16 protein-coding genes and 2 pseudogenes are annotated in these 19,077 nt (G+C 70.4%); 7 read left to right on the plus strand and 11 right to left on the minus strand.

Features of this window, described 5'->3' with window-relative positions:
- Positions 1-262: 262 nt before the first annotated feature.
- Both brxD and M4V62_RS29480 read left to right on the plus strand, forming a co-directional pair.
- A pseudogene (brxD, locus tag M4V62_RS29475) lies at positions 263-1,297 on the plus strand (BREX system ATP-binding protein BrxD); the annotation flags it as partial.
- On the plus strand, positions 1,297-3,495 hold the full coding sequence (locus M4V62_RS29480) for a DEAD/DEAH box helicase (protein ID WP_249590216.1): 2,199 nt from the start codon (positions 1,297-1,299) through the stop codon (positions 3,493-3,495). The pseudogene brxD and the gene M4V62_RS29480, both read left to right, overlap by 1 nt.
- Before the next feature lie 157 nt (positions 3,496-3,652).
- Here M4V62_RS29480 and M4V62_RS29485 read toward each other — a convergent pair whose 3' ends face one another.
- The 5 genes from M4V62_RS29485 to M4V62_RS29505 all read right to left on the minus strand — a co-directional run bounded on the left by M4V62_RS29485 (position 3,653) and on the right by M4V62_RS29505 (position 9,343).
- On the minus strand, positions 3,653-4,588 hold the full coding sequence (locus M4V62_RS29485) for a glutaminase (protein ID WP_249590217.1): 936 nt from the start codon (positions 4,586-4,588) through the stop codon (positions 3,653-3,655).
- A 43-nt stretch (positions 4,589-4,631) separates the two neighbouring features.
- Entirely contained in the window at positions 4,632-6,029 is a 1,398-nt protein-coding gene (gene aspA / locus M4V62_RS29490) for an aspartate ammonia-lyase (protein ID WP_249590218.1), read from the minus strand.
- Positions 6,030-6,114: 85 nt separating this feature from the next.
- Positions 6,115-7,155 carry an asparaginase gene (locus M4V62_RS29495; RefSeq protein WP_249590219.1) on the minus strand — a complete coding sequence of 347 codons (1,041 nt, stop codon included), beginning with the start codon at positions 7,153-7,155 and terminating at the stop codon, positions 6,115-6,117.
- Complete coding sequence (locus M4V62_RS29500) at positions 7,152-8,612, minus strand: amino acid permease (RefSeq protein WP_249590220.1); 1,461 nt, start codon at positions 8,610-8,612, stop codon at positions 7,152-7,154. Before M4V62_RS29500 ends, M4V62_RS29495 begins: the two co-directional genes overlap by 4 nt.
- Positions 8,609-9,343: a FadR/GntR family transcriptional regulator gene (locus M4V62_RS29505; protein ID WP_249590221.1), complete on the minus strand. Its 735-nt coding sequence runs from the start codon at positions 9,341-9,343 to the stop codon at positions 8,609-8,611. The genes M4V62_RS29500 and M4V62_RS29505 overlap by 4 nt, the downstream gene beginning before the upstream one ends.
- A gap of 241 nt (positions 9,344-9,584) precedes the next feature.
- Between M4V62_RS29505 and M4V62_RS29510 the strand changes: the two genes are divergently transcribed.
- Positions 9,585-10,091, plus strand: coding sequence for a hypothetical protein (locus M4V62_RS29510; RefSeq protein WP_249590222.1), 507 nt, complete (start codon positions 9,585-9,587; stop codon positions 10,089-10,091).
- A 41-nt stretch (positions 10,092-10,132) separates the two neighbouring features.
- Here the strand turns inward: M4V62_RS29510 and M4V62_RS29515 are convergent, their stop codons facing one another.
- A complete protein-coding gene (locus tag M4V62_RS29515) occupies positions 10,133-10,888 on the minus strand; it encodes a DUF883 C-terminal domain-containing protein (protein WP_249590223.1) in 756 nt (251 codons plus the stop codon).
- A 139-nt stretch (positions 10,889-11,027) separates the two neighbouring features.
- Between M4V62_RS29515 and M4V62_RS29520 the strand changes: the two genes are divergently transcribed.
- Positions 11,028-11,972: a phosphotransferase family protein gene (locus M4V62_RS29520; protein WP_249590224.1), complete on the plus strand. Its 945-nt coding sequence runs from the start codon at positions 11,028-11,030 to the stop codon at positions 11,970-11,972.
- Positions 11,973-11,979: 7 nt separating this feature from the next.
- Here the strand turns inward: M4V62_RS29520 and M4V62_RS29525 are convergent.
- Positions 11,980-12,386, minus strand: a pseudogene (locus M4V62_RS29525) (P-loop nucleotide/nucleoside kinase family protein); the annotation flags it as partial.
- Positions 12,387-12,442: 56 nt separating this feature from the next.
- Entirely contained in the window at positions 12,443-12,994 is a 552-nt protein-coding gene (locus M4V62_RS29530; protein ID WP_249590225.1) for a DoxX family protein, read from the minus strand.
- A gap of 133 nt (positions 12,995-13,127) precedes the next feature.
- Here M4V62_RS29530 and M4V62_RS29535 point away from each other — a divergent pair, with 133 nt between their 5' ends.
- Positions 13,128-13,451, plus strand: coding sequence for a nuclear transport factor 2-like protein (locus M4V62_RS29535; RefSeq protein WP_249590226.1), 324 nt, complete (start codon positions 13,128-13,130; stop codon positions 13,449-13,451).
- 82 nt (positions 13,452-13,533) lie between these two features.
- The gene (locus M4V62_RS29540) at positions 13,534-14,568 is read left to right on the plus strand and encodes an aldo/keto reductase (protein WP_249590227.1); all 1,035 of its coding nucleotides are present in this window, start codon (positions 13,534-13,536) and stop codon (positions 14,566-14,568) included.
- Between the two features lie 116 nt (positions 14,569-14,684).
- On the opposite strand, the gene M4V62_RS29545 is transcribed toward M4V62_RS29540, so the two are convergent.
- On the minus strand, positions 14,685-15,149 hold the full coding sequence (locus M4V62_RS29545) for a lamin tail domain-containing protein (protein ID WP_249590228.1): 465 nt from the start codon (positions 15,147-15,149) through the stop codon (positions 14,685-14,687).
- A 170-nt stretch (positions 15,150-15,319) separates the two neighbouring features.
- On the minus strand, positions 15,320-16,171 hold the full coding sequence (locus M4V62_RS29550; protein ID WP_249590229.1) for an SDR family oxidoreductase: 852 nt from the start codon (positions 16,169-16,171) through the stop codon (positions 15,320-15,322).
- A 133-nt stretch (positions 16,172-16,304) separates the two neighbouring features.
- Here M4V62_RS29550 and M4V62_RS29555 point away from each other — a divergent pair, with 133 nt between their 5' ends.
- A complete protein-coding gene (locus M4V62_RS29555; RefSeq protein WP_249590230.1) occupies positions 16,305-17,939 on the plus strand; it encodes an alkaline phosphatase D family protein in 1,635 nt (544 codons plus the stop codon).
- A 40-nt stretch (positions 17,940-17,979) separates the two neighbouring features.
- Here the strand turns inward: M4V62_RS29555 and M4V62_RS29560 are convergent, their stop codons facing one another.
- Positions 17,980-18,960 (minus strand): Gfo/Idh/MocA family protein, encoded by a 981-nt coding sequence (locus M4V62_RS29560; RefSeq protein ID WP_425575195.1) that lies wholly within the window; start codon positions 18,958-18,960, stop codon positions 17,980-17,982.
- Between the last annotated feature and the right edge of the window lie 117 nt (positions 18,961-19,077).

The following is a 19,077-nucleotide window of genomic DNA, read 5'->3' on the forward strand; positions in this document are numbered from 1 at the left end:
TGGTAGGACAGTATGACAATCACTGGTCTACCTCGATCCGGTAGCGCTCCGACTGTTGCCCGGTCGCCGTCCCGTCGTCGGCGCGAGAAAGCTGTCGCTGACTGCGAGCGGGGCGCGCTCTGCAATTCGAGTCGAATCTGCTGAAGGTCCGCCCTTCACCAACTCTTCTCGTGTCTCATGCAGCCACTAGGATGCGGCAGGAGGGTGTCATCGGGGGGAACGGTGGCCTTCGAGGGACACGAGGAGCGGGGAACAGGCATGCGGGAAGGCGGTCTATTGGCGGCTCACCGAACGGCTCACCACCTCCAGTTTCCCGCCCAGCGCGCTGCGGCCCGTGGTCGACGCCTGGTTCTACGCCCTGGAGGAGGACGCCCTCGCGGCCGGCGCGACCGAGGAACAGCTTCCGAGCGAGGTGGAGAAGCTCCTCGCCGCACGGCTCGCCGAAGTCTCCCGGCACGCCCCGTCGTTCGCCACAGCTCTGCGCGGCTACCGGGCTGCGCTCGCGGACGGCGACGAGGCAACCGCCGCGGCCGTGCTGGCATGGCTCGGCGGTCAGCCGCACGTCGCGGCCTCCGCTCGCCGGGCCGCCGGGGTACGCGGGGACCTTGACCACTTCGGCGCGCTCGGGTTCCTGCAGGGGCTCCTCACTGTGCTGCGCGACTCCGGGCACACCGGGCTGTTCGTCGTCCTAGACGAGGTGGAGACGCTGCAGCGGGTCCGGTCGGATGCCCGTGACAAGGCACTCAACGCGCTGCGACAGCTCATCGACGAAGTGCACTCGGGTCGCTTCCCCGGCCTCTATCTGGTCATCACGGGCACTCCGGCCTTCTACGACGGTCAGCAGGGTGTGCAGCGTCTGGCCCCGCTCGCGCAGCGGCTGGCCACCGATTTCACCACCGACCCGCGCTTCGACAACCCTCGCGCCGTACAGATCAGGCTTCCCGGCTTCAACCAGGAGTCCCTGGTCGGGCTCGGCCTCACCATCCGCGACCTGTACGCCGATGCCGCGGTAATGCCCGAGCACGTGCGGAAGGTTGTCGACGACGCGTACGTCGCTGATCTCGCGACGGCCGTCGGCGGGGCGTTGGGCGGCAAGGTGGGAGTGGCTCCCCGGCTTTTCCTGAAGAAACTCGTCGGGGACGTGCTCGACCGCGTGGACCAGTTCGACGATTTCGACCCCCGGCAGCACTACCGGCTCACCGTCGCCGGTAGCGAACTCACTGACGTCGAGCGAAACTTGGCGGCCAGGATCTCCGGTGACTCCGCGTCGGCCGATGACATCGACCTGGAGCTGTGATGGCGGACGAGGGACTCCCGGCCGGGAATGAGCCGGGTAACGAGGAGGTCGACGTACTGGACCGACTCGACCCCGTCGTCCTGCATCACATCGTCAACACCCTTGGCTGGCCCGATCTGCGCCCGCTGCAGCGGGCGGCGATCACGCCGCTCATGCAGGGGCAGGACGCCGTACTGCTGGCTCCGACAGCCGGGGGCAAGACCGAGGCGGCCTGCTTCCCCCTACTCTCGGCGATGACCGAGCAGAGGTGGAGCGGCACGTCCGTGCTGTACCTGTGCCCGCTCAAGGCACTCCTCAACAACCTGGTCGGCCGCGTCGACACGTACGCCCAGTGGCTGGGGCGGCGGGCTGCACTCTGGCACGGCGACACCAAGGAATCGCAACGGCAGCGCATCCGGGCCGAGGCGCCGGACATCCTGCTGACCACACCCGAATCGCTCGAAGCGATGCTGATCGGCGTCAAGACCGACCACGCCCGCCTGTTGGGGAGCCTGCGGGCCGTCGTTATCGACGAAGTACACGCGTTCGCAGGGGACGACCGGGGATGGCACCTGCTCGCCGTGCTCGAACGGTTGGAGCGGGTCACCGGGCGGCCCATCCAACGCGTCGGGCTCTCGGCGACCGTCGGCAACCCGGCCGAGTTGCTGCACTGGCTGCAAGGCGCGGGTGCCGGCAGCCGCACCGGTCAGGTGGTCGCCCCTGGAGTGCGCCTGCCGACCGCCGACGGCAGCGGACACGGCGACAAAGCGAGTGCCGAGCCCTTCAGCAGGCCTACGGGCGAAGTGGAACTCGACTACGTCGGCTCTCTCGACAACGCGGCCAAACTCATCGCGGCACTGCACAGAGGAGAGAAGCGCCTCGTCTTCTGCGACTCGCGCCGCCAGGTCGAGGAGTTGGGCGCGGCGCTCCGCGCGCGTGAGGTCACTGTCTTTCTGTCCCACGCCTCGCTCTCCGTCGATGAACGCGCCCGTTCCGAGCAGGCGTTCGCCGAAGCTCGCGACTGCGTCATCGTCTCCACGTCAACCCTCGAGCTCGGTATTGACGTCGGTGATCTCGACCGCGTCATCCAGATCGACTCACCGGCCACTGTCGCCTCGTTCCTGCAACGCATCGGACGCACAGGGCGGCGGTCCGGCACGATACGGAACTGCCTGTTCCTGACTACCCGCAAGGAGACGCTGCTCCAGGCGGCGGGCCTTTTGCTGCTGTGGTCACGGGGCTGGGTCGAACCAGTCGTCCCCCCGCCGGAGCCGCGGCACCTGGTGGCCCAACAACTGCTTGCCGTCACCCTGCAACAGCACAAGCTCGGCGACCGGTTGTGGGACCGGCAGTGGAACGGTCTCGCCCCCTTCGACAAGTCGGCTGCTCCCATCCTGCGCTTCCTCACTGAGGAGGGCTTCCTCGACAGCGACGGCGGGATGCTGTTCGTGGGCCCCGAGGCGGAACGGCGCTTCGGTAAAAGGCACTTCATCGAACTCACCGCCTCGTTTACCGCACCTCCGCAGTTCACCGTCCTGTCCGGACGCACGGAGATCGGCCGCACCGACCCGAGCGTGCTCACGGAGGAACGCCCCGGCCCCAGGCGGTTGCTGCTCGGAGGACGTAGTTGGCAGGTCACGTACATCGACTGGCTGCGCAAACGCGTCTTCGTCGAGCCGGCCGACGGCGGGGGAATCGCCAAGTGGATGAACGGCGGCGTCACGGGACTCTCATACGCACTGACGCGTGCCATGCGCGAGGTACTGCTGGGCACGGCCCTGCCGGTCACCCTCACCCGGCGTGCGGAGGCCTGCCTGGCCGAACAGCGAGCCACCGACGCACCTGACACCGTCCACTCGGACGGTACGTTGATCAGGCGCGTCGGCTCCGATGTCCGTTGGTGGACCTGGGCCGGTTACCGCGCCAACGCCACCCTGGCCGCCACCCTCCAGTCGGTCACCGACCCCCTGCAACGGCCCACCGACAGCTGGCTGCGCCTGCGAGAGGACATTGGCCCGGCAGACTGGCATGCGGCTCGAAAGAACGTCGGCGAGATTCTTGTCCTGCCCGAAGTGGACCCCCGGGCCGTACGCGGCCTGAAGTTCTCGGCCGCCCTCCCGGGACGGATCGCTGAGGCCACGGTGGCGGCCCGCTTGGCCGACTTCGAGAGCGCCCGCTTGGTGCTTGGTGAGCCGGTGCGATTCCAATACGAGGTCTGAACGGGAAAATCCCTCTGCCGGACCGCAGGAGGGTGTCTGCCTACGTAGTCATCCAGGTAGCCACATAAGCGTCCTCTCTGCACGTTTGCACAAGGTCATAGCGCCGCGGCCGGGCCTGCCCCGTGCCTCGGAGGGCCTCAGAAAGCTTCATCGGGCCTCAGAACACCGAAAGCCCCGTAAGCGTAGTGAACCGGTCAAGCGCCGCCACCCCCGACACCGAATTGCCCCGCTCGTCCAGGCCCGGGCTCCAGACGCACAGCGTGCAGTGGCCGGGGACGACGGCGATGATGCCGCCGCCTACGCCGCTCTTGCCCGGCAGGCCCACGCGGTAGGCGAAGTCGCCCGCCGCGTCGTACGTGCCGCAGGTCAGCATGATCGCGTTGACCTGCTTCGACTGGCTGCTGCTCAGGAGGCGGGTGCCGTCGGCGCGGATGCCGTGGCGGGCCAGGAAGCCCGTGGCCAGGGCCAGGTCGGCGCAGGACGCCTCGACCGAGCACTGGCGGAAGTACTGGTTCAGGAGGACAGGGACCGGGTTGCCGATGTTTCCGTACGACGCCATGAAGTGGCCGAGCGCGGCGTTGCGGTCGCCGTGGGCCGACTCGGAGGCGGCGACGCGCTCGTTGATGGTGAGCTCGTCGTTGCCGCTCTCCGCGCGGAGGAACGCGAGGAGGGTTTCCGCCGCGTCGCCCGTCTGGGTCTGGAGGCGGTCGGTGACGACGAGTGCGCCCGCGTTGATGAAGGGATTGCGCGGGATGCCGTTCTCGTACTCCAGCTGCACCAGCGAGTTGAAGGGGTTGCCGGACGGCTCGCGGCCCACGTGCTCCCACAGGGCGTCGCCCTCGCGCGCCAGATCGAGCGCGAGGGTGAAGACCTTGGTGATGGACTGCGCGGAGAAGGGCTGGCGCCAGTCGCCCACCCCGTACACCGTCCCGTCCGGCTCCGCGACGGCCATGCCGAACCGGCGCGGGTCGCACGCGGCGAGCGCCGGAATGTAGTCGGCGGGCCTGCCGCGCTCCGGCGTCTTCTCGATCTCGGCCGCGATGCGGTCGAGGACCGGCTGGAAGGTCAGGGACGACGTGGTCATGATCGCCATTCTGGACTGTAGTGGGCCGGGACGGTCGGGGACGCGTGCGGGGTCAGGTGCCCTGTGAGCCCGCGAGGACCTCTGGGCGGAGCAGTTCCGCCAGGCGCTCCGCGGGCAACAGGCCCTTCTCCAGGACGAGTTCCGCCACGCCGCGCCCCGTGGCGAGCGCCTCCTTGGCGATGGCGGTGGCCGCCTCGTACCCGATGTGGGGGTTGAGCGCGGTGACCAGGCCGATGGAGTTCTCGACCGCCGCGCGGAGCTCGTCCGTGTTGGCTGTGATTCCGGCTACGCACCGTTCGGCGAGCGTCAGGCAGGCGGCGCGCAGATGCGTGAGGCTCTCGGACAGGGAGTGCAGGATGATCGGCTCGAACGCGTTCAGCTGCAGCTGCCCCGCCTCCGCCGCCATCGTGATGGTGACGTCGTTGCCGATCACCTCGAAGGCGACCTGGTTGACCACCTCGGGGATCACCGGGTTCACCTTGCCCGGCATGATGCTCGAACCGGCCTGCACCGGCGGCAGGTTGATCTCGTTCAGGCCCGCGCGCGGCCCGGACGACAGGAGGCGCAGGTCGTTGCAGCTCTTGGAGAGCTTCACGGCGATCCGCTTCAGGACCCCGGACATCTGGACGAAGGCCCCGCAGTCCTGGGTCGCCTCGACCAGGTTCGCCGCCGTCACCAGCGGGAGTCCGGTGATGTGGGCGAGGTGCCCGCGAGCGGACTCCGCGTACCCCGCGGGCGCGTTGAGCCCGGTCCCGATCGCCGTCGCGCCCAGATTGATCTCGTGGATCAGCTCAACTGCCTCCGCGAGCCGGCTGCGGTCCTCGTCGAGCATCACCGCGTACGCCGAGAACTCCTGCCCGAGCGTCATCGGCACGGCGTCCTGCAACTGCGTACGCCCCATCTTCAGGACGTCGCGGAACTCCACCGCCTTGGCCGAGAAGGCGTCCTGCAGCACGGCCATCGCCTGCAGGAGCTCGCGCACCGCGAAGACCGTGCCGATCTTGACGGCCGTCGGGTAGACGTCGTTGGTCGACTGCCCGAGATTGACGTCCTCGTTCGGGTGCAGGAACTCGTAGGCGCCCTTGGCGTGGCCGAGCAGCTCAAGGGCACGGTTGGCGACGACCTCGTTGGCGTTCATGTTCGTCGAGGTGCCCGCCCCGCCCTGGATGACGTCCACGACGAACTGGTCGTGCAGCTTGCCCTCGCGGATCTCCCGGCAGGCCTCGACGATGGCCGCCGCCTTGCGGGGCTCAAGGAGGCCGAGCTCCTCGTTGGCGAGTGCGGCGGCCTCCTTGACCGCGGCGAGCGCCTTGATGAGGTGGGGGTAGGTGGAGATCGGGGTCCCCGTGATGGGGAAGTTCTCCTTGGCGCGCAGGGAGTGGACACCCCAGTACGCCTCGGCGGGAATGTCGCGGTGGCCGAGCAGGTCGTGCTCGCTGCGGACGGTCATGGTGGTGCGGCTTCCTTCTGACTGGGGTGGGGACTTGTGGGGGAGTTGGGAAGTGGGGGGGCGTGGATCCCGGGGTGGGTGTGCGTCAGGTGTACGACGCCCGCGCGACCGGTTCCAGCGCCCGCGCCGGGCGGATGTTCCCGACCACCGCCCCGCCCCCGAGCAGCGGCGCGTCGCCGAACCCCGCGAGTGCGGCGGGATCGACCCCGCAGCGCGCGAGCGCCGCCGCGGTCACCGGCAGGCGTGCCCGGTCCGCTCCGTCGGCGATCTTCACGGCGATGGACCGGCCGTCCGGCAGGGCCGCGACCTGCACCCCTTCGAAGCCGTCCTTGGCGAGCAGCCCCGGCACGGCCCGCATCAGGGCCGCGACGTCGCGGCCGGAGCCCGATGCCATCTCGGCGTGCTCGCGCATCGCGTCGGCCACCAGCGCCTCGGGGGTGCCGGGCGGTGCCGTGGTGATCGTGGCCGCGGCGCGCGCCAGGCCGTGCAGGGAGATGGAGAACAGGGGCGCGCCGCAGCCGTCGACCGTCACATGGGCCACGGCCTGCCCGGTGAGCTCCTCGACGGTCCGCGCGATCGCCCGCTGCAGCGGATGCGCGGGGTCGAGGACGTCGTCGAGCGACCAGCCGTTGAGCCGCGCCGTGTACAGCATCGCCGCGTGCTTGCCCGAGCAGTTCTGCGCGAGCCGTGACGGCAGCCGTCCGGCGCGGATCCAGTCCTCCCGTACGACCGGGTCGAAGGGCAGGTCCGACACATTGCGCAGGTCGTCCTCGACGAGCCCGGCCAGTTCCAGGATCCGCCGGGTCCCGGCGAGATGCCGTTCCTCGCCGGAGTGGCTCGCCGCGGTCAGCGCGAGCAGCTCGCCGTCGAGCGGGAGACCGGCCCGCAGCAGCGCCACGGCCTGCACCGGCTTCAGCGCCGAACGAGGAAAGAAGGCCGCCTCGATGTCACCGATCTGGAGCCGCACGCTCCCGTCGGCGGCCAGCACGACCACCGATCCGTAGTGGATGCCCTCGATGACACCGCCGCGTACGAGACGGGCGACGGGCGCGTGCAGCGGTTCCCGCACGGCGGGCGCCTCGGCGAGTGAACTTCCATACGTGGGAGCGGTGTTGAGGGTGTTCACGCGTCCGCTCCGGACTTCCGTACGGCCGATACCCGGCCGCGTACGCAGTACCACCCGGCCACCAGCGCCGCCGCGATCAGCGGCAGGCACAGCACGGTCGTGCGTCCGGCGCCCCCGTCGGCGTACATCAGGACCAGCACGGACACGAGGAAGAAGAGGGTGACGAGCTGGATCCAGGGTGAGCCCGGCAGGCGGTAATCGGGGCGCTCGATGGCGCCCTCCTCCGTCTTCCGCCAGAACTGGAGATGGCAGAGCATGATCATGCCCCAGGTGGCGAGGATGCCGAGGGCCGCGAAGTTCAGGACGATCTCGAACGCGTCGGCGGGGACCACGAAGTTGAGCCCGACGCCGAGCACGCAGATGCCGCTGGTCAGCAGGATTCCGCCGTACGGGACCTGGCTGCGGCTCATGACCCCGGTGAACCGGGGCGCGGAGCCGGACATCGCCATGGAGCGCAGGATGCGGCCGGTGGAGTAGAGGCCGGAGTTCAGCGACGACATGGCCGCGGTGAGCACCACGAGGTTCATCACGCCGCCCGCCGCCGGGATGCCGATGTTGGAGAGCACGGTGACGAAGGGGCTCTCGCCGGAGGTGTACTTGTTCCAGGGCAGCAGCATGGAGAGCAGCAGTACGGAGCCGACGTAGAAGAGCCCGACGCGCCACATGATGGAGTTGATGGCCTTCGGCATGATCTTCTCGGGGTTCTCGGTCTCGCCCGCCGCGACGCCGACCAGCTCCACGGACGCGTAGGCGAAGACGACACCCTGGATGATCAGGAGCATCGGCAGCAGGCCGCTCGGGAAGATGCCGCCGTTGTCCGAGATCAGGGACGGGCCGGGGGAGTGGCCGTCCACGGGATGCTGGGTGACGAGCAGGAAGATCCCGATCAGCATGAAGATCACAAGGGCGCTGACCTTGACGATCGCGAACCAGAACTCCAGCTCCCCGAAGATCTTCACGGAGATGAGGTTCACCGTGAGGACGACGGCGAGCGCGATGAGGGCGATCACCCACTGCGGGATGTCGGAGAACATGCCCCAGTAGTGGGTGTAGGTGGCGACCGCGGTGATGTCGGCGATCCCGGTGGTCGCCCAGTTCAGGAAGTACATCCAGCCCGCCGTGTAGGCGCCCTTCTCGCCGAGGAACTCCCTGGCGTACGAGACGAAGGCGCCGGACGAGGGCCGGTACAGGACGAGTTCGCCGAGGGCCCGCACGACCAGGAAGGCGAAGGCGCCGCAGACGGCGTACGCGATGAACAGCGAGGGACCGGCCTCGGCGAGGCGGCCGCCGGCCCCGAGGAAGAGTCCCGTGCCGATCGCGCCGCCGATGGCGATCATGTTGACGTGCCGGGACTTCAGGGACTTGCTGTACCCCGCGTCCCCGGCGTCGACGTGAGCCGCCGGTTTCCGTATGTGCGACGGGTCTTCGAGGGAGTCTGCGAGGGACTGTTCGCTCACGCCTGGTGTCCGCCTTCCGGTGGGGCGTCCGTGCGTTCGGGGCGCACGATCGCGGTGAGGGTCGTCTCGACGCGGTCGAGGTGGTGGGCCATGGCCTCGGCCGCGTCGTGCGAGCTGCCGTCGACGAGCGCCTCGACGATGGCGCGGTGCTCGCGGTTGGACTGCTCGCGGCGGTCGCCGAGTTCGTTGAGGAACGCGGACTGGCGGGCCAGCGCGTCCCGGATCTCCTCGATCACGCGGCGGAAGACCGGGTTCTGGGCGGCTTGTGCGACGGCGAGGTGGAAGACCGTGTCCATGGCCACCCACGCGGTGGTGTCGGTCTCGCGCTCCATGCGCTCCAGGAGGTGGGCGAGGTGGTCGAGGTCCTCGGACGTACGGCGTGTGGCGGCGTAGCCCGTCATGGGGATCTCGACGTGCCGCCGGACTTCAAGGAGGTCGCTGGCCGCGTAGTCGCCGAAGGTGGGGTCCTCGTCCGGCCCGTTCGACAGGACGAACGTGCCCTTGCCCGTCCGGGAGACGGTGAGGCCCATCGTCTGCAGGGCCCGCAGGGCTTCCCGCAGTACGGGCCTGCTGACCTCCAGGCGACGGCAGAGCTCCGCCTCGGAGGGGAGCTTGTCGCCTACGGCGTAGTCGCCGCGCTCGATGGCGCTGCGCAGATGACCGAGCACTGCTTCCATGGCGCTGACGCGCCGGGGTACCGGGTCACCTGTCTGGCTGTCTGACAGGTTCACGGGGGTGATCCTGCGGGGGGACGGGAGGGGCTGTCAAGGGTCCGGGGGAGGGCGGGGCCGGTGGGGGCCGTGGGTCGGGGACGGCTGGATTTGGCCGTGGCATGTCAAGAATCATGGGGGTGTGTCTTGCCACCTCAAGGGGCCCATGCCTCAATGAGCAGCGGTGCGGGACGCTGACTGCCCGTCAGTTTCCGTGCTCAATTCCCCCCGCAATCCCCCCACTTGAAGGCAGGACACCCCCATGAGGCATGGCAATGGCGCAATCGGCGGGCAGGGCAGATTCGGCGTCCGCAGACTCGGTGCCGGGTCGGCGCTCGGCGTCGGTCTGGTCGCCCTGGGCGCGATGGTGATGGCGCCCGCCGCCACCGCGGTGACCCCCGACACCGCGACCATCTCGTTCGACTGCGGCTCGTACGGCTCGGGCTCGGCGACGCTCAAGGCCACCCAGGACGGGACCGCCGCGACCATCAGCGTCTCCACGTCGGCGATCACCGCCCCCATCGACATCGCCGCGGGCTCGGTCGACTCGACGCTCACGCTCACCAAGAACGGCTCGGACACCGCCACCTTCACCGGCAGCTCCAACCCGGCCATACCCGCCGGCGGAGAGGTCTCCACAGGGCCGCTCGACGGGACCGTCGCCACCGGCGACAGCCTGGAGGGCAAGTCGCTCCAGGTCGTGGTCCTCGGGATCAGCGTGACCTGCAACGCCACGTCGGCGCAGGCACCCGGGCCGTTCGTCTTCTGACGGCCGGCAGGGGCATCTGCTCCGTGTGCGGGCGGTGGCGCTCAGGTCCGAGCGCCACCGCCCCTTCCGCCGGGTCCCCCTGCCAGCGGGCGCCAGTACTGGTCCTTGCCCTCGTCCCGTACGACATAGCCCAGACCCTGCATCGTCTCGGCGAGGTCCCTGACGTCCTCCCCGGCATCGCTCTTCAACGCGATCCTCCGTGCCGCGAGGACCGCCTGCGCCTCGGCGGACAGCCCCGGAACGCCGGGAATCCAGCGCTGGAACAGGGACGCGTGCGGGTCGGCGTCCTGCCACGGGTAGCCGTGCGAGCGGAACGCCTTGGCCAGGGCCGGTGCCGCCGTCTTGTGGACGCCGCGCGTGAACTGGCGTGACGTCTCGTCGAGCACCACCAGTTCCTTGCCGTCCAGGAAGACCGCCGAGACGCGCTCGCGTCCGATCGTCCGCGTGCGGTTGTGCTGCTCCGCCGCGAGCTCCTGGTCGGTCAGCTTCAGCTTCAGGGTCTCCTCGATCTCCGTGACGGCGATCAGCAGCCCGGCCACCAGGCCGACGCCCGCCGCGATCCCCGCCTGCCACGGCTTGTCCAGCGTGCCGACGAACGTGATGCCGTCCCGCCAGGGCAGCACCGGCGACCGGCTCAGCCACCGGGCCAGGGGCGGCAGGCCGATGCCGAGCAGGAGGCCGAGGATCGGCATGCCGATGAGTACGGTCAGCAGGTCGCCGCGCGGGTAACCGAGCACCGTCGTCCGGTCCTTGTCGAGCGAGACGGGGACGGGGCCGAGGCTCTCTTCGCTGGTCATGTCCTCGACGCTAGGCGGGCCGGGGGTCGCGGGGGAGCGGCCGAAAGTCGATGGGCGGCAGACTTCGGTCGATGTCGCGAGGCCGCGCGACCACCAAATTGCGTTGCCGACGCCCCACCCGCCCTCTACCGTCCCGATCATGCTGCCCACCGTGGACACCGACGAGCAATGGGACGCCGTGGTCCCCGACGAGGCCCTCATGCGGCCCGGAGCCGAGGACCTCTGCGCCAGGCTCGGCCTCGCAGGGGCCCCGCTCGACCGGTTCACGGAGGGGACACAGCCCGTCTACGCCGTCGGCGACGACCTCGTCCTGAAGCTCTTCCCCGGCGCCGCGGCCGACGACGGGCTCGTCGAGGCGCGGGTGTTGAGCCATCTTCAGGGGCGGCTGCCCGTCCCCACACCGCGGGTGCACGCGTCCGGGGCGTACGAGAACGGCTGGCGCTACGTGCTGATGTCCCGGCTGCCCGGCGAAGACCTCGCCACCGCCTGGCCGCGCGTCCCGCGCGCCGACCGGGAGCGCCTGGTCACCGAGGCCGGTGAGGCGCTCGCCGCGCTGCACGCCCTTGACCCCGGGCCGCTCGCCGATGTGCTCGGACCCGGTGACTGGGGGGCGTTCCTCGGCAGGCAGCGCGCCGGGGCCGTCCGGCGGCAGCGGGAGCGCGGGCTGCCGGAGAGCTGGCTGGAGCAGATCCCGGGATTCCTGGACGCCGTGCCGCTGCGTGCCGATGCGCCGCGGGTCCTCCTGCACACCGAGTTCATGCGCCAGCATCTGCTGGCCGGTCCGAGTCCCGGCGACGGCGGGCGGCTCGCGCTCACCGGGCTCTTCGACTTCGAGCCCGCCATGATCGGGGACAGGGCGTACGACTTCGTGGGCGTCGGCCTCTTCGTCACGCGCGCGGAGCCGGGGCTGCTCGGCCGCTTCATGCGGGCCTACGGGCGGACCTTCGAGCCGCGGGAGCTCCTGGCCCACACCCTGCTGCACGTCTACAGCAACCTGCCCTGGTACCTGCGGGAACTGCCCGCACCGCCGGAGCCGACGCTCGACGCGCTCGCCGAGACCTGGTTCGGCACCGATGGCGGCTGAGGGCGCCCGTCGTATCGATCACCTCGGCCTCGCGCCGCAGCCACGGCAGGGCTTCCTGGTAGACGGAGACGTGGTCGAGGCGCCAGCGGGCGAACGCCGGGGCGTCCGCCTCGATGCGCCGCGTGAGGGTCTGCGCGTCGGTGTGCAGCACGAAATGCCGTACGGGAACGCCGAGTTGGCCACCAGCGTGTCGCCCGTGTACGCGAGCAGCTCCCGCGCCGTCTCGACGACGAGGCGCCGCCACGGCGTCCAGTGCTGGAAGTCGGCCTCCTCCTGGAGGGGGCCGAGGACGTGGTGCAGCATGTAGCCGACCTCTTCGGTGTCGAAGAGGCGGGATGCGGGGATCAGCTCGACCAGTCTCTCGGACGTGGTCGTCTTGCCCACGCCGAAACTTCCGTTGACCCAGACAATCATGCGGTCCAGGCAAGCACGTACGCCGTGAGAGCGGCTTAAGGCTCAAGGCTCAAGGCCTAGGTGACCGGGTCACCCGGCGTCGCCGGGCTCTGCTGCTCGCGTACGTTCCTCGTCCGCGAGCCCACCGACACCAGCGCCCCGATGGCCGTGCCCGCCAGGGCCGCCGGCACCATCCAGTTGCGGTTGAAGGAGTGACCGAGCGCGCTGTCGGCCGAGTAGGCGCCGGGTCCTGTGATGGCGAGGGCGGCGGAGACCAGGCCGAGGAATGCCGGGTACTCGTAGCCGCCGCCCTGGCTGAAGAAGCCGTTGGGAGCGTGTACCGCGGTCGCCCCGGCCATGGCGCCCGCCGCCGCCGAACCGGCCGCGGGGGTCGCGAGGCCGAGCGCGAGGAGGGTGCCGCCGCCCGCCTCGGCGAGCCCGGCGATGACGGCGTTCGCCTTGCCGGGCTGGAAGCCGATGGACTCCATGAAGGCGCCGGTGCCCTCGATGCCGTGCCCGCCGAACCAGCCGAAGAGCTTCTGGGCGCCGTGGGCGGCGAGGACTCCGCCGGTCGTGACGCGGAGCAGGAGCAGGCCGAAGTCGCGGCGGTCGAAGCAGGAACTGGTCATGGCGCTCTCTCCTGAGATGGGCGGGCGTGTCCCCCCACCGTCCGCCAGAGCCGCGCCGCGCACCCGGCTCGATCGGCCGTACGGGTGACCCCGTCCGGTGGCGGGGCTGGGCGGCCGATGTGACCGTGGGTGCATGAGCATTCAGGTAAACAGGCTCGCCGACCCGACGGTCCGGGCCTTCGTCACCGCCGTGAACTCCCACGACCAGGCAGCCTTCCAGGCCCTCCTCACGCCGGACGCGACCATGTCCGACGACGGCACGGACCGGGACATCGCCGAGTGGACGGAGCGCGAGGTCTTCTCCTCGCACGGCCACATGGACGTGGAGAACGAGTCGGACGGCGGGCGCGTGCTGATCGTCACTTACCGTAACGACACGTGGGGGGAGATGCGGACGAAGTGGCGGTTCACCGTCGACGGCGGGAAGGTCTCCCGGTTCGAGACGGGGCAGGCTTAAGGCCTGGAGCAGCGGCATCGAGTGACGCGTTCCGCGTGAGGGCTTGCCTTCGCATGCACTTCAACTCCTAGCGTCCGTGGGCATGGAGACGACGCGTACGACACGTACGGCACACATGGCACGTAGGACGTTGGGACGCAGCGGCATCGAGGTCAGCGCGCTCGGCCTCGGCTGCTGGGCCATCGGCGGCGAGTGGTCGGGGCCCGACGGGCAGCCGTACGGCTGGGGTGCGGTCGACGACGAGGAGTCGGTGCGGGCGATCCGGCGGGCCGTCGACCTCGGCGTGACCTTCTTCGACACCGCGGACAACTACGGGACCGGGCACAGCGAGCGCATCCTCGGGCGTGCTCTCGGCGCGCGGCGGGACGACGTCGTCATCGCCACGAAGTGGGGAAACCTCTTCGACGAGGAGACGCGGACCGCGGTCGGCCGCGCCGACGACTCGGTGGCGTACGCGCGCCGCGCGCTGACCGCCTCGCTGAAGCGGCTCGGCACGGACCACGTCGACCTCTACCAGCTGCACATCGGCGACGCGGACCCGGAGCGCGCCGCGCAACTCCGCGATGCCTGCGAGGAGTTCGTGCGGGAGGGGCTCATCCGGGCGTACGGGTGGAGTACGGACGACCCGGACCGCGCGGCGCTCTTCGCCGAGGGGCCGCACTGCGCGGCGGTCCAGCACCGCTGCAACGTGCTGCAGGACGCGCCGGGGATGCTGGCGCTCTGCGCGGAGCTCGGGCTCGCGAGTGTGCTGCGGAGTCCGCTCGCGATGGGGCTGCTGACCGGGAAGTTCGGCGGCGGGCGTGTGCCGCGGGCCGGGGACATCCGCAGCGCGCCGCCCGCCTGGCTGCCGGGCTTCGGCACGGGCGGGGGCGCGGATCCGGAGTGGCTCGGGCGGGTGGACGCGGTGCGGTCCGTGCTGACCAGTGGCGGGCGGAGCCTCGCTCAGGGCGCGCTCGCCTGGCTCTGGGCGCGGAGCCCGCTGGCGGTGCCCGTTCCGGGCTTCCGGACCGTGGCGCAGGTCGAGGAGAACGTCGGGGCGCTGGAGTACGGGGCGCTGACCGAGGGGGAGTTGGGGGAGGTCGAGCGGATCCTGGGGGAGACGCGCGGGGCGCGGTAGTCGCAGGGCAACCGTTCCGCGGCCCCGGCCTCCCCGCGGCTCCCCGGCGCGGCCCCCACCGGCCGTCACGGAGCGGCTGCCCTGCACCCCTCCCCTTCAGAGTGGCAACTGGGCCCTCAGTGGCAGCTCTTGTACCCGGGGTTGCTGTTCGTCCAGGAGCAGGAGTCCTTGAGCGAGCCGCTCGGCTTGATCAGGCGGGCCTTGTCGCTGGTGTTGTTCCAGACGTACGAACCGCGGCCCCAGTAGCGGACGCCGGAGGCGTTCGTGCCCTTGCCCGTGCGGACCTTGACGGTCTTGCCGGAGCCGATCTTGTAGCTGCCGAAGGTGTACGTGTACCCGGTGTTGTCCTTCAGCTTGTAGCCCTTGAGCTGGATCGCCGAGCCGGAGTTGTTGTGGATGTTCACCCACTCCGCGTTCAGCGAGGAGTTGGACCGGGTGTCGCTGCCCGGGCTGTCGAACTGGATGTACCCGAGGTGCAGTCCGCCCTGGTGCGCGGCCGCGGTCGCGGGGGACGCGGCGAGCAGCGAGACCGAAAGGGCGGAGGCCGCGAGGACGGCCGGGACCGCGGAACGTATGCGCAAGGTGTGCTCCATGTGTGCTGTGCTTGTGGAGTTCTCGTGGAGGGCACGCTGAGCATACGGGGCGCGATGCGCGTAATTGATGCGGTACTTCCTATTCCGCTTGTGAGGATGTTGGCCGACCGTGAGGGGTGGGTCACGGTCGGCCACGAAGGGTGTCTGCGGCGGGCCGGCTAACCCCGCCCGACGAACGGCATGTTCGTCGCGAGCACCGTCGCGAACTGCACATTCGCCTCGAGCGGCAGCTCCGCCATGTGGCGCACGGTCCGCGCGACGTCGGAGACGTCCATCACCGGCTCGGGCGCCAACTCCCCGTTCGCCTGGAGGATTCCGGTCTGCATCCGCTCGGTCATGTCGGTCGCCGCGTTGCCGATGTCGATCTGGCCGCAGGCGATCCGGTAGGGGCGGCCGTCCAGGGAGAGGGACTTCGTCAGGCCGGTCAGCGCGTGCTTCGTCGCCGTGTACGCGACGGAGTGCGGGCGCGGTACGTGCGCGGAGATGGAGCCGTTGTTGATGATCCGGCCGCCCTGCGGGTCCTGCTCCTTCATCTGACGGAAGGCCGCCTGTGCGCACAGGAAGGCGCCGTTGAGGTTCGTGTCGACGACGTGCCGCCACGCGTCGTACTCCAGCTCCTCGACGGGCACGCCGCCGGGGCCGAACGTACCGGCGTTGTTGAAGAGGAGGTCGAGACGGCCGAAGCGCTCGCGCACGGCCGCGAAGAGCGCGGCCACGTCCTCGGGCCGCGACACGTCGGTGCGCAGACAGAAGGCGTCGGTCTCGGCCGGGGCGTTCACCTCGGCGGAACCCTCGGCGTGCGGGACGGGCCGCACCGCGGCGCCCTCCGACACGCCCGCGGCGATCGCCGCCGTCTCCTCCAGCGTCTTGATCCGGCGCCCCGCGAGGGCCACGGACCAGCCGGCCCGCAGCAGTTCCACCGCCACGGACCTGCCGATTCCGGAGCCCGCTCCGGTCACCACGGCGATCCTCGTCTGTTCGGTCGGATGCCCAGTTAGCTCTGCGTTCATGGCCCCGCAGCGTACGGGAGGCCCGTCCACGCGGACATCATCCGCCCGCCATGCGGCTGTTGTGTACGCGACAGTCGGGCGTCGTCCCTCGCCACTTGCATGCCCGTGACACCAATCGTCAGGGGAGGGCCACATGACATCCGCAGGCCAGCAGGACTCAGTCGAACTCCGGGCAGCCGCCGCCCACTTGGGCCGCCGTCGTTTCCTCACCGTCACGGGTGCCGCGGCCGCGCTCGCCTTCGCCACCAACCTGCCGACGGCGGGTGCGGCGAGCGCCGCGGAGCTGGACGCGCGGAAGATCGCCGACAATCCGTTCACGCTCGGTGTGGCGTCCGGCGACCCGCAGCCCGCCTCGGTCCTGCTCTGGACCCGCCTCGCCCCGGCCCCGTACGAACCGGGCAACGGTCTGCCGAACGAGCGCGTCACCGTCCAGTGGGAGCTCGCCCACGACGCCCGCTTCCGCCGGGTGGCCAGACGCGGTTCGGTGACCGCCCACCCCGAGTTCAACCACTCCGTGCACGTCGAGGTGGGGCACCTCGACGCCGCGCGGACCTACTACTTCCGCTTCAAGACGGGGAAGTGGATCAGCGAGACGGGCCGCACCCGCACCGCTCCCGCGGTTGGCAGCAAGGTGAGCTCCCTGACGCTCGCCGCGGTGTCCTGCCAGGCGTACCACGACGGCTACTTCACCGCGTACAAACACCTGGCCGATGACGACGTCGACGTGGTCTTCCACCTCGGCGACTACCTCTACGAGTACGCGGTGAACTCGGTCGGCGGCAACCGCAACTACACCGACCGCACCCTGCCCGCCCTCTTCAACCGCGAGACGCAGACGCTGGAGGACTACCGCCTGCGGTACGCCCTCTACAAGTCCGACCCCGATCTGCGCGCCGCGCACGCCGCGCACCCCTTCGTCGTCACCTGGGACGACCACGAGGCCGAGAACAACTACGCGGGCGACCTCGACGAGAACGGCAACCCGCCCGCCGAGTTCCTGGTCCGCCGCGCCGCCGCCTACCGCGCGTACTGGGAGAACCTTCCGCTGCGCAGCCCCCAGCGCCCCCAGGGCCCGGACCTTCAGCTCTACCGCCGCCTCCAGTGGGGCAGGCTCGCGCAGTTCGACATCCTGGACACCCGGCAGTACCGCTCGGACCAGGCCTACGGCGACGGCTCCCACGTCCCGGGCCCCGAGTCCACCGACCCCAAGCGCACCCTCACCGGGGCCACCCAGGAGCGCTGGCTCACCGACGGCTGGCGCCGCTCGCGGGCGCTGTGGAACGTCGTGCCGCAGCAAGTCACCTTCTCCCAGCGCAAGCTGGACCTCAACGCGGTGGCGAAGGTCAGCATGGACGCGTGGGACGGCTACACCGCTTCGCGCGAGCGCGTCCTCGCGGGCGCGAAGTCGGCCGGGATCGAGAACCTGATGGTGCTCACGGGCGACGTGCACGTCGGGTACGCCTTCGACATCAAGGACGACTTCGACGACCAGGCGTCCAGGACGGTCGGCACCGAGATCGTCGCCACGTCCATCGCGAGCGGCAAGGACGGCGCCGACAAGCCCGCGAACTGGGAGACCTACACCAAGGCCAACCCGCACATGAAGTTCTACAACGGGCGCCGCGGATACGTGACCGTGGACCTGGGCCAGGAGTCCGCGCGCGCCGACTTCAAGACGGTGTCGGCCGTCTCGAAGCCGGGGGCGCCGATCGCGACGGCGGCGTCGTTCGTGACGGAGGCGGGCAACCCCGGCCTCGAACCCGCGTAACCGCAGGACGCGCAGGACGCGCAGGACGCGCGGGGTGCGCTCACTCGCCCGGGTAGCGCACCCCGATCCGCTCCCGCACCGCGTCCAGGGTCCGCATCACCGCGAGGGTGCCGTCGAGGGGGACGAGGGGGGACTCGGTGTCGCCCGCGCGCAGCCGGTGCATGACCTCGGCGGCCTCGTGCTTGAGGCTGTCGCGGGGGCCGTGCTCGGGCAGGGCGGTGAACTCCTCGGGGTCGCGGCCGTCGCGGTGCAGGACGAAGCGCTCCGGGAAGAAGAAGCCGTCCGGGACGTCGATACGGCCCTTCGAACCGGTGACGGAGGCGGTGACGGGGGTGCCCGCGTTGATGGAGCAGTGCAACAAAGCGTGAGCACCGCTCTCCCACGAGAGCAGCATTCCCGTCTGGAGATCGACGCCCTCATCCGAGAGCGTTGCTCTCGCGGTGACTCCCGACGGCTCACCGAGCAGCAGCTGCGCGAACGACACCGGGTACACCCCGAGATCGAGCAGCGAGCCACCGCCCTGCGCCGGGTCACGCAGGCGGTGCGCGGGCGGGAAGGGCCCGGCAAGGCCGAAGTCGGCCTGCACGGTGCGCACCTCGCCGATCGCCCCGTCGTCGATCAGTGCCTTCAGCCGCCTGACCAGCGGATGGCAGTACATCCACATGGCCTCCATCAGGAAGAGGCCCCGCTGCCGGGCGAGTGTCACCAGCTCCCGCGTCTCGCGCGCGTTCAGCGCGAACGCCTTCTCGCAGAGCACCGCGCGGCCCGCGTCCAGGCACAGCCCCGCCGCGGCCCGGTGCGAGGCGTGCGGCGTCGCCACGTACACGACGTCGACGTCCTTGTCCTCGGCGAGCGCGCCCCACTCCCCGTAGGCGCGCGGTATCCCGAACCGCTCGGCGAACGCCTTCGCCGACGCGTCGGTCCTCGACGCCACCGCGACGACCTCCGCGTCCGGCATGTCAAGGAGGTTCGCCGTGAACGACGCGGCGATCCCGCCCGTGGCGAGGATGCCCCAGCGCACGGACTCACGGTTGTCTTCCACCACAGGGGCCCCTGTCCGTACCGCGGAGTACCGCGGAAATGGTCTCAACCAGCACAGCTGAGCTGAGAGCATAGGTAATCGCACGCCTAATCGGGA

Origin of the sequence: Streptomyces durmitorensis, from assembly GCF_023498005.1 — a bacterium.
GTDB classification, from domain to species: domain Bacteria; phylum Actinomycetota; class Actinomycetes; order Streptomycetales; family Streptomycetaceae; genus Streptomyces; species Streptomyces durmitorensis.

Bases quoted from the DNA above. Each gene is read 5' to 3' on its own strand.
- M4V62_RS29555 (WP_249590230.1), top strand. From the start codon at position 16,305: ATGACATCCGCAGGCCAGCAGGACTCAGTCGAACTCCGGGCAGCCGCC.
- M4V62_RS29480 (WP_249590216.1), top strand. From the start codon at position 1,297: ATGGCGGACGAGGGACTCCCGGCCGGGAATGAGCCGGGTAACGAGGAG.
- M4V62_RS29515 (WP_249590223.1), bottom strand. From the start codon at position 10,888: ATGACCAGCGAAGAGAGCCTCGGCCCCGTCCCCGTCTCGCTCGACAAG.
- M4V62_RS29510 (WP_249590222.1), top strand. From the start codon at position 9,585: ATGAGGCATGGCAATGGCGCAATCGGCGGGCAGGGCAGATTCGGCGTC.
- M4V62_RS29520 (WP_249590224.1), top strand. From the start codon at position 11,028: ATGCTGCCCACCGTGGACACCGACGAGCAATGGGACGCCGTGGTCCCC.
- M4V62_RS29485 (WP_249590217.1), bottom strand. From the start codon at position 4,588: ATGGCGATCATGACCACGTCGTCCCTGACCTTCCAGCCGGTCCTCGAC.
- aspA (WP_249590218.1), bottom strand. From the start codon at position 6,029: ATGACCGTCCGCAGCGAGCACGACCTGCTCGGCCACCGCGACATTCCC.
- M4V62_RS29540 (WP_249590227.1), top strand. From the start codon at position 13,534: ATGGAGACGACGCGTACGACACGTACGGCACACATGGCACGTAGGACG.
- M4V62_RS29535 (WP_249590226.1), top strand. From the start codon at position 13,128: ATGAGCATTCAGGTAAACAGGCTCGCCGACCCGACGGTCCGGGCCTTC.
- M4V62_RS29530 (WP_249590225.1), bottom strand. From the start codon at position 12,994: ATGACCAGTTCCTGCTTCGACCGCCGCGACTTCGGCCTGCTCCTGCTC.
- M4V62_RS29550 (WP_249590229.1), bottom strand. From the start codon at position 16,171: ATGAACGCAGAGCTAACTGGGCATCCGACCGAACAGACGAGGATCGCC.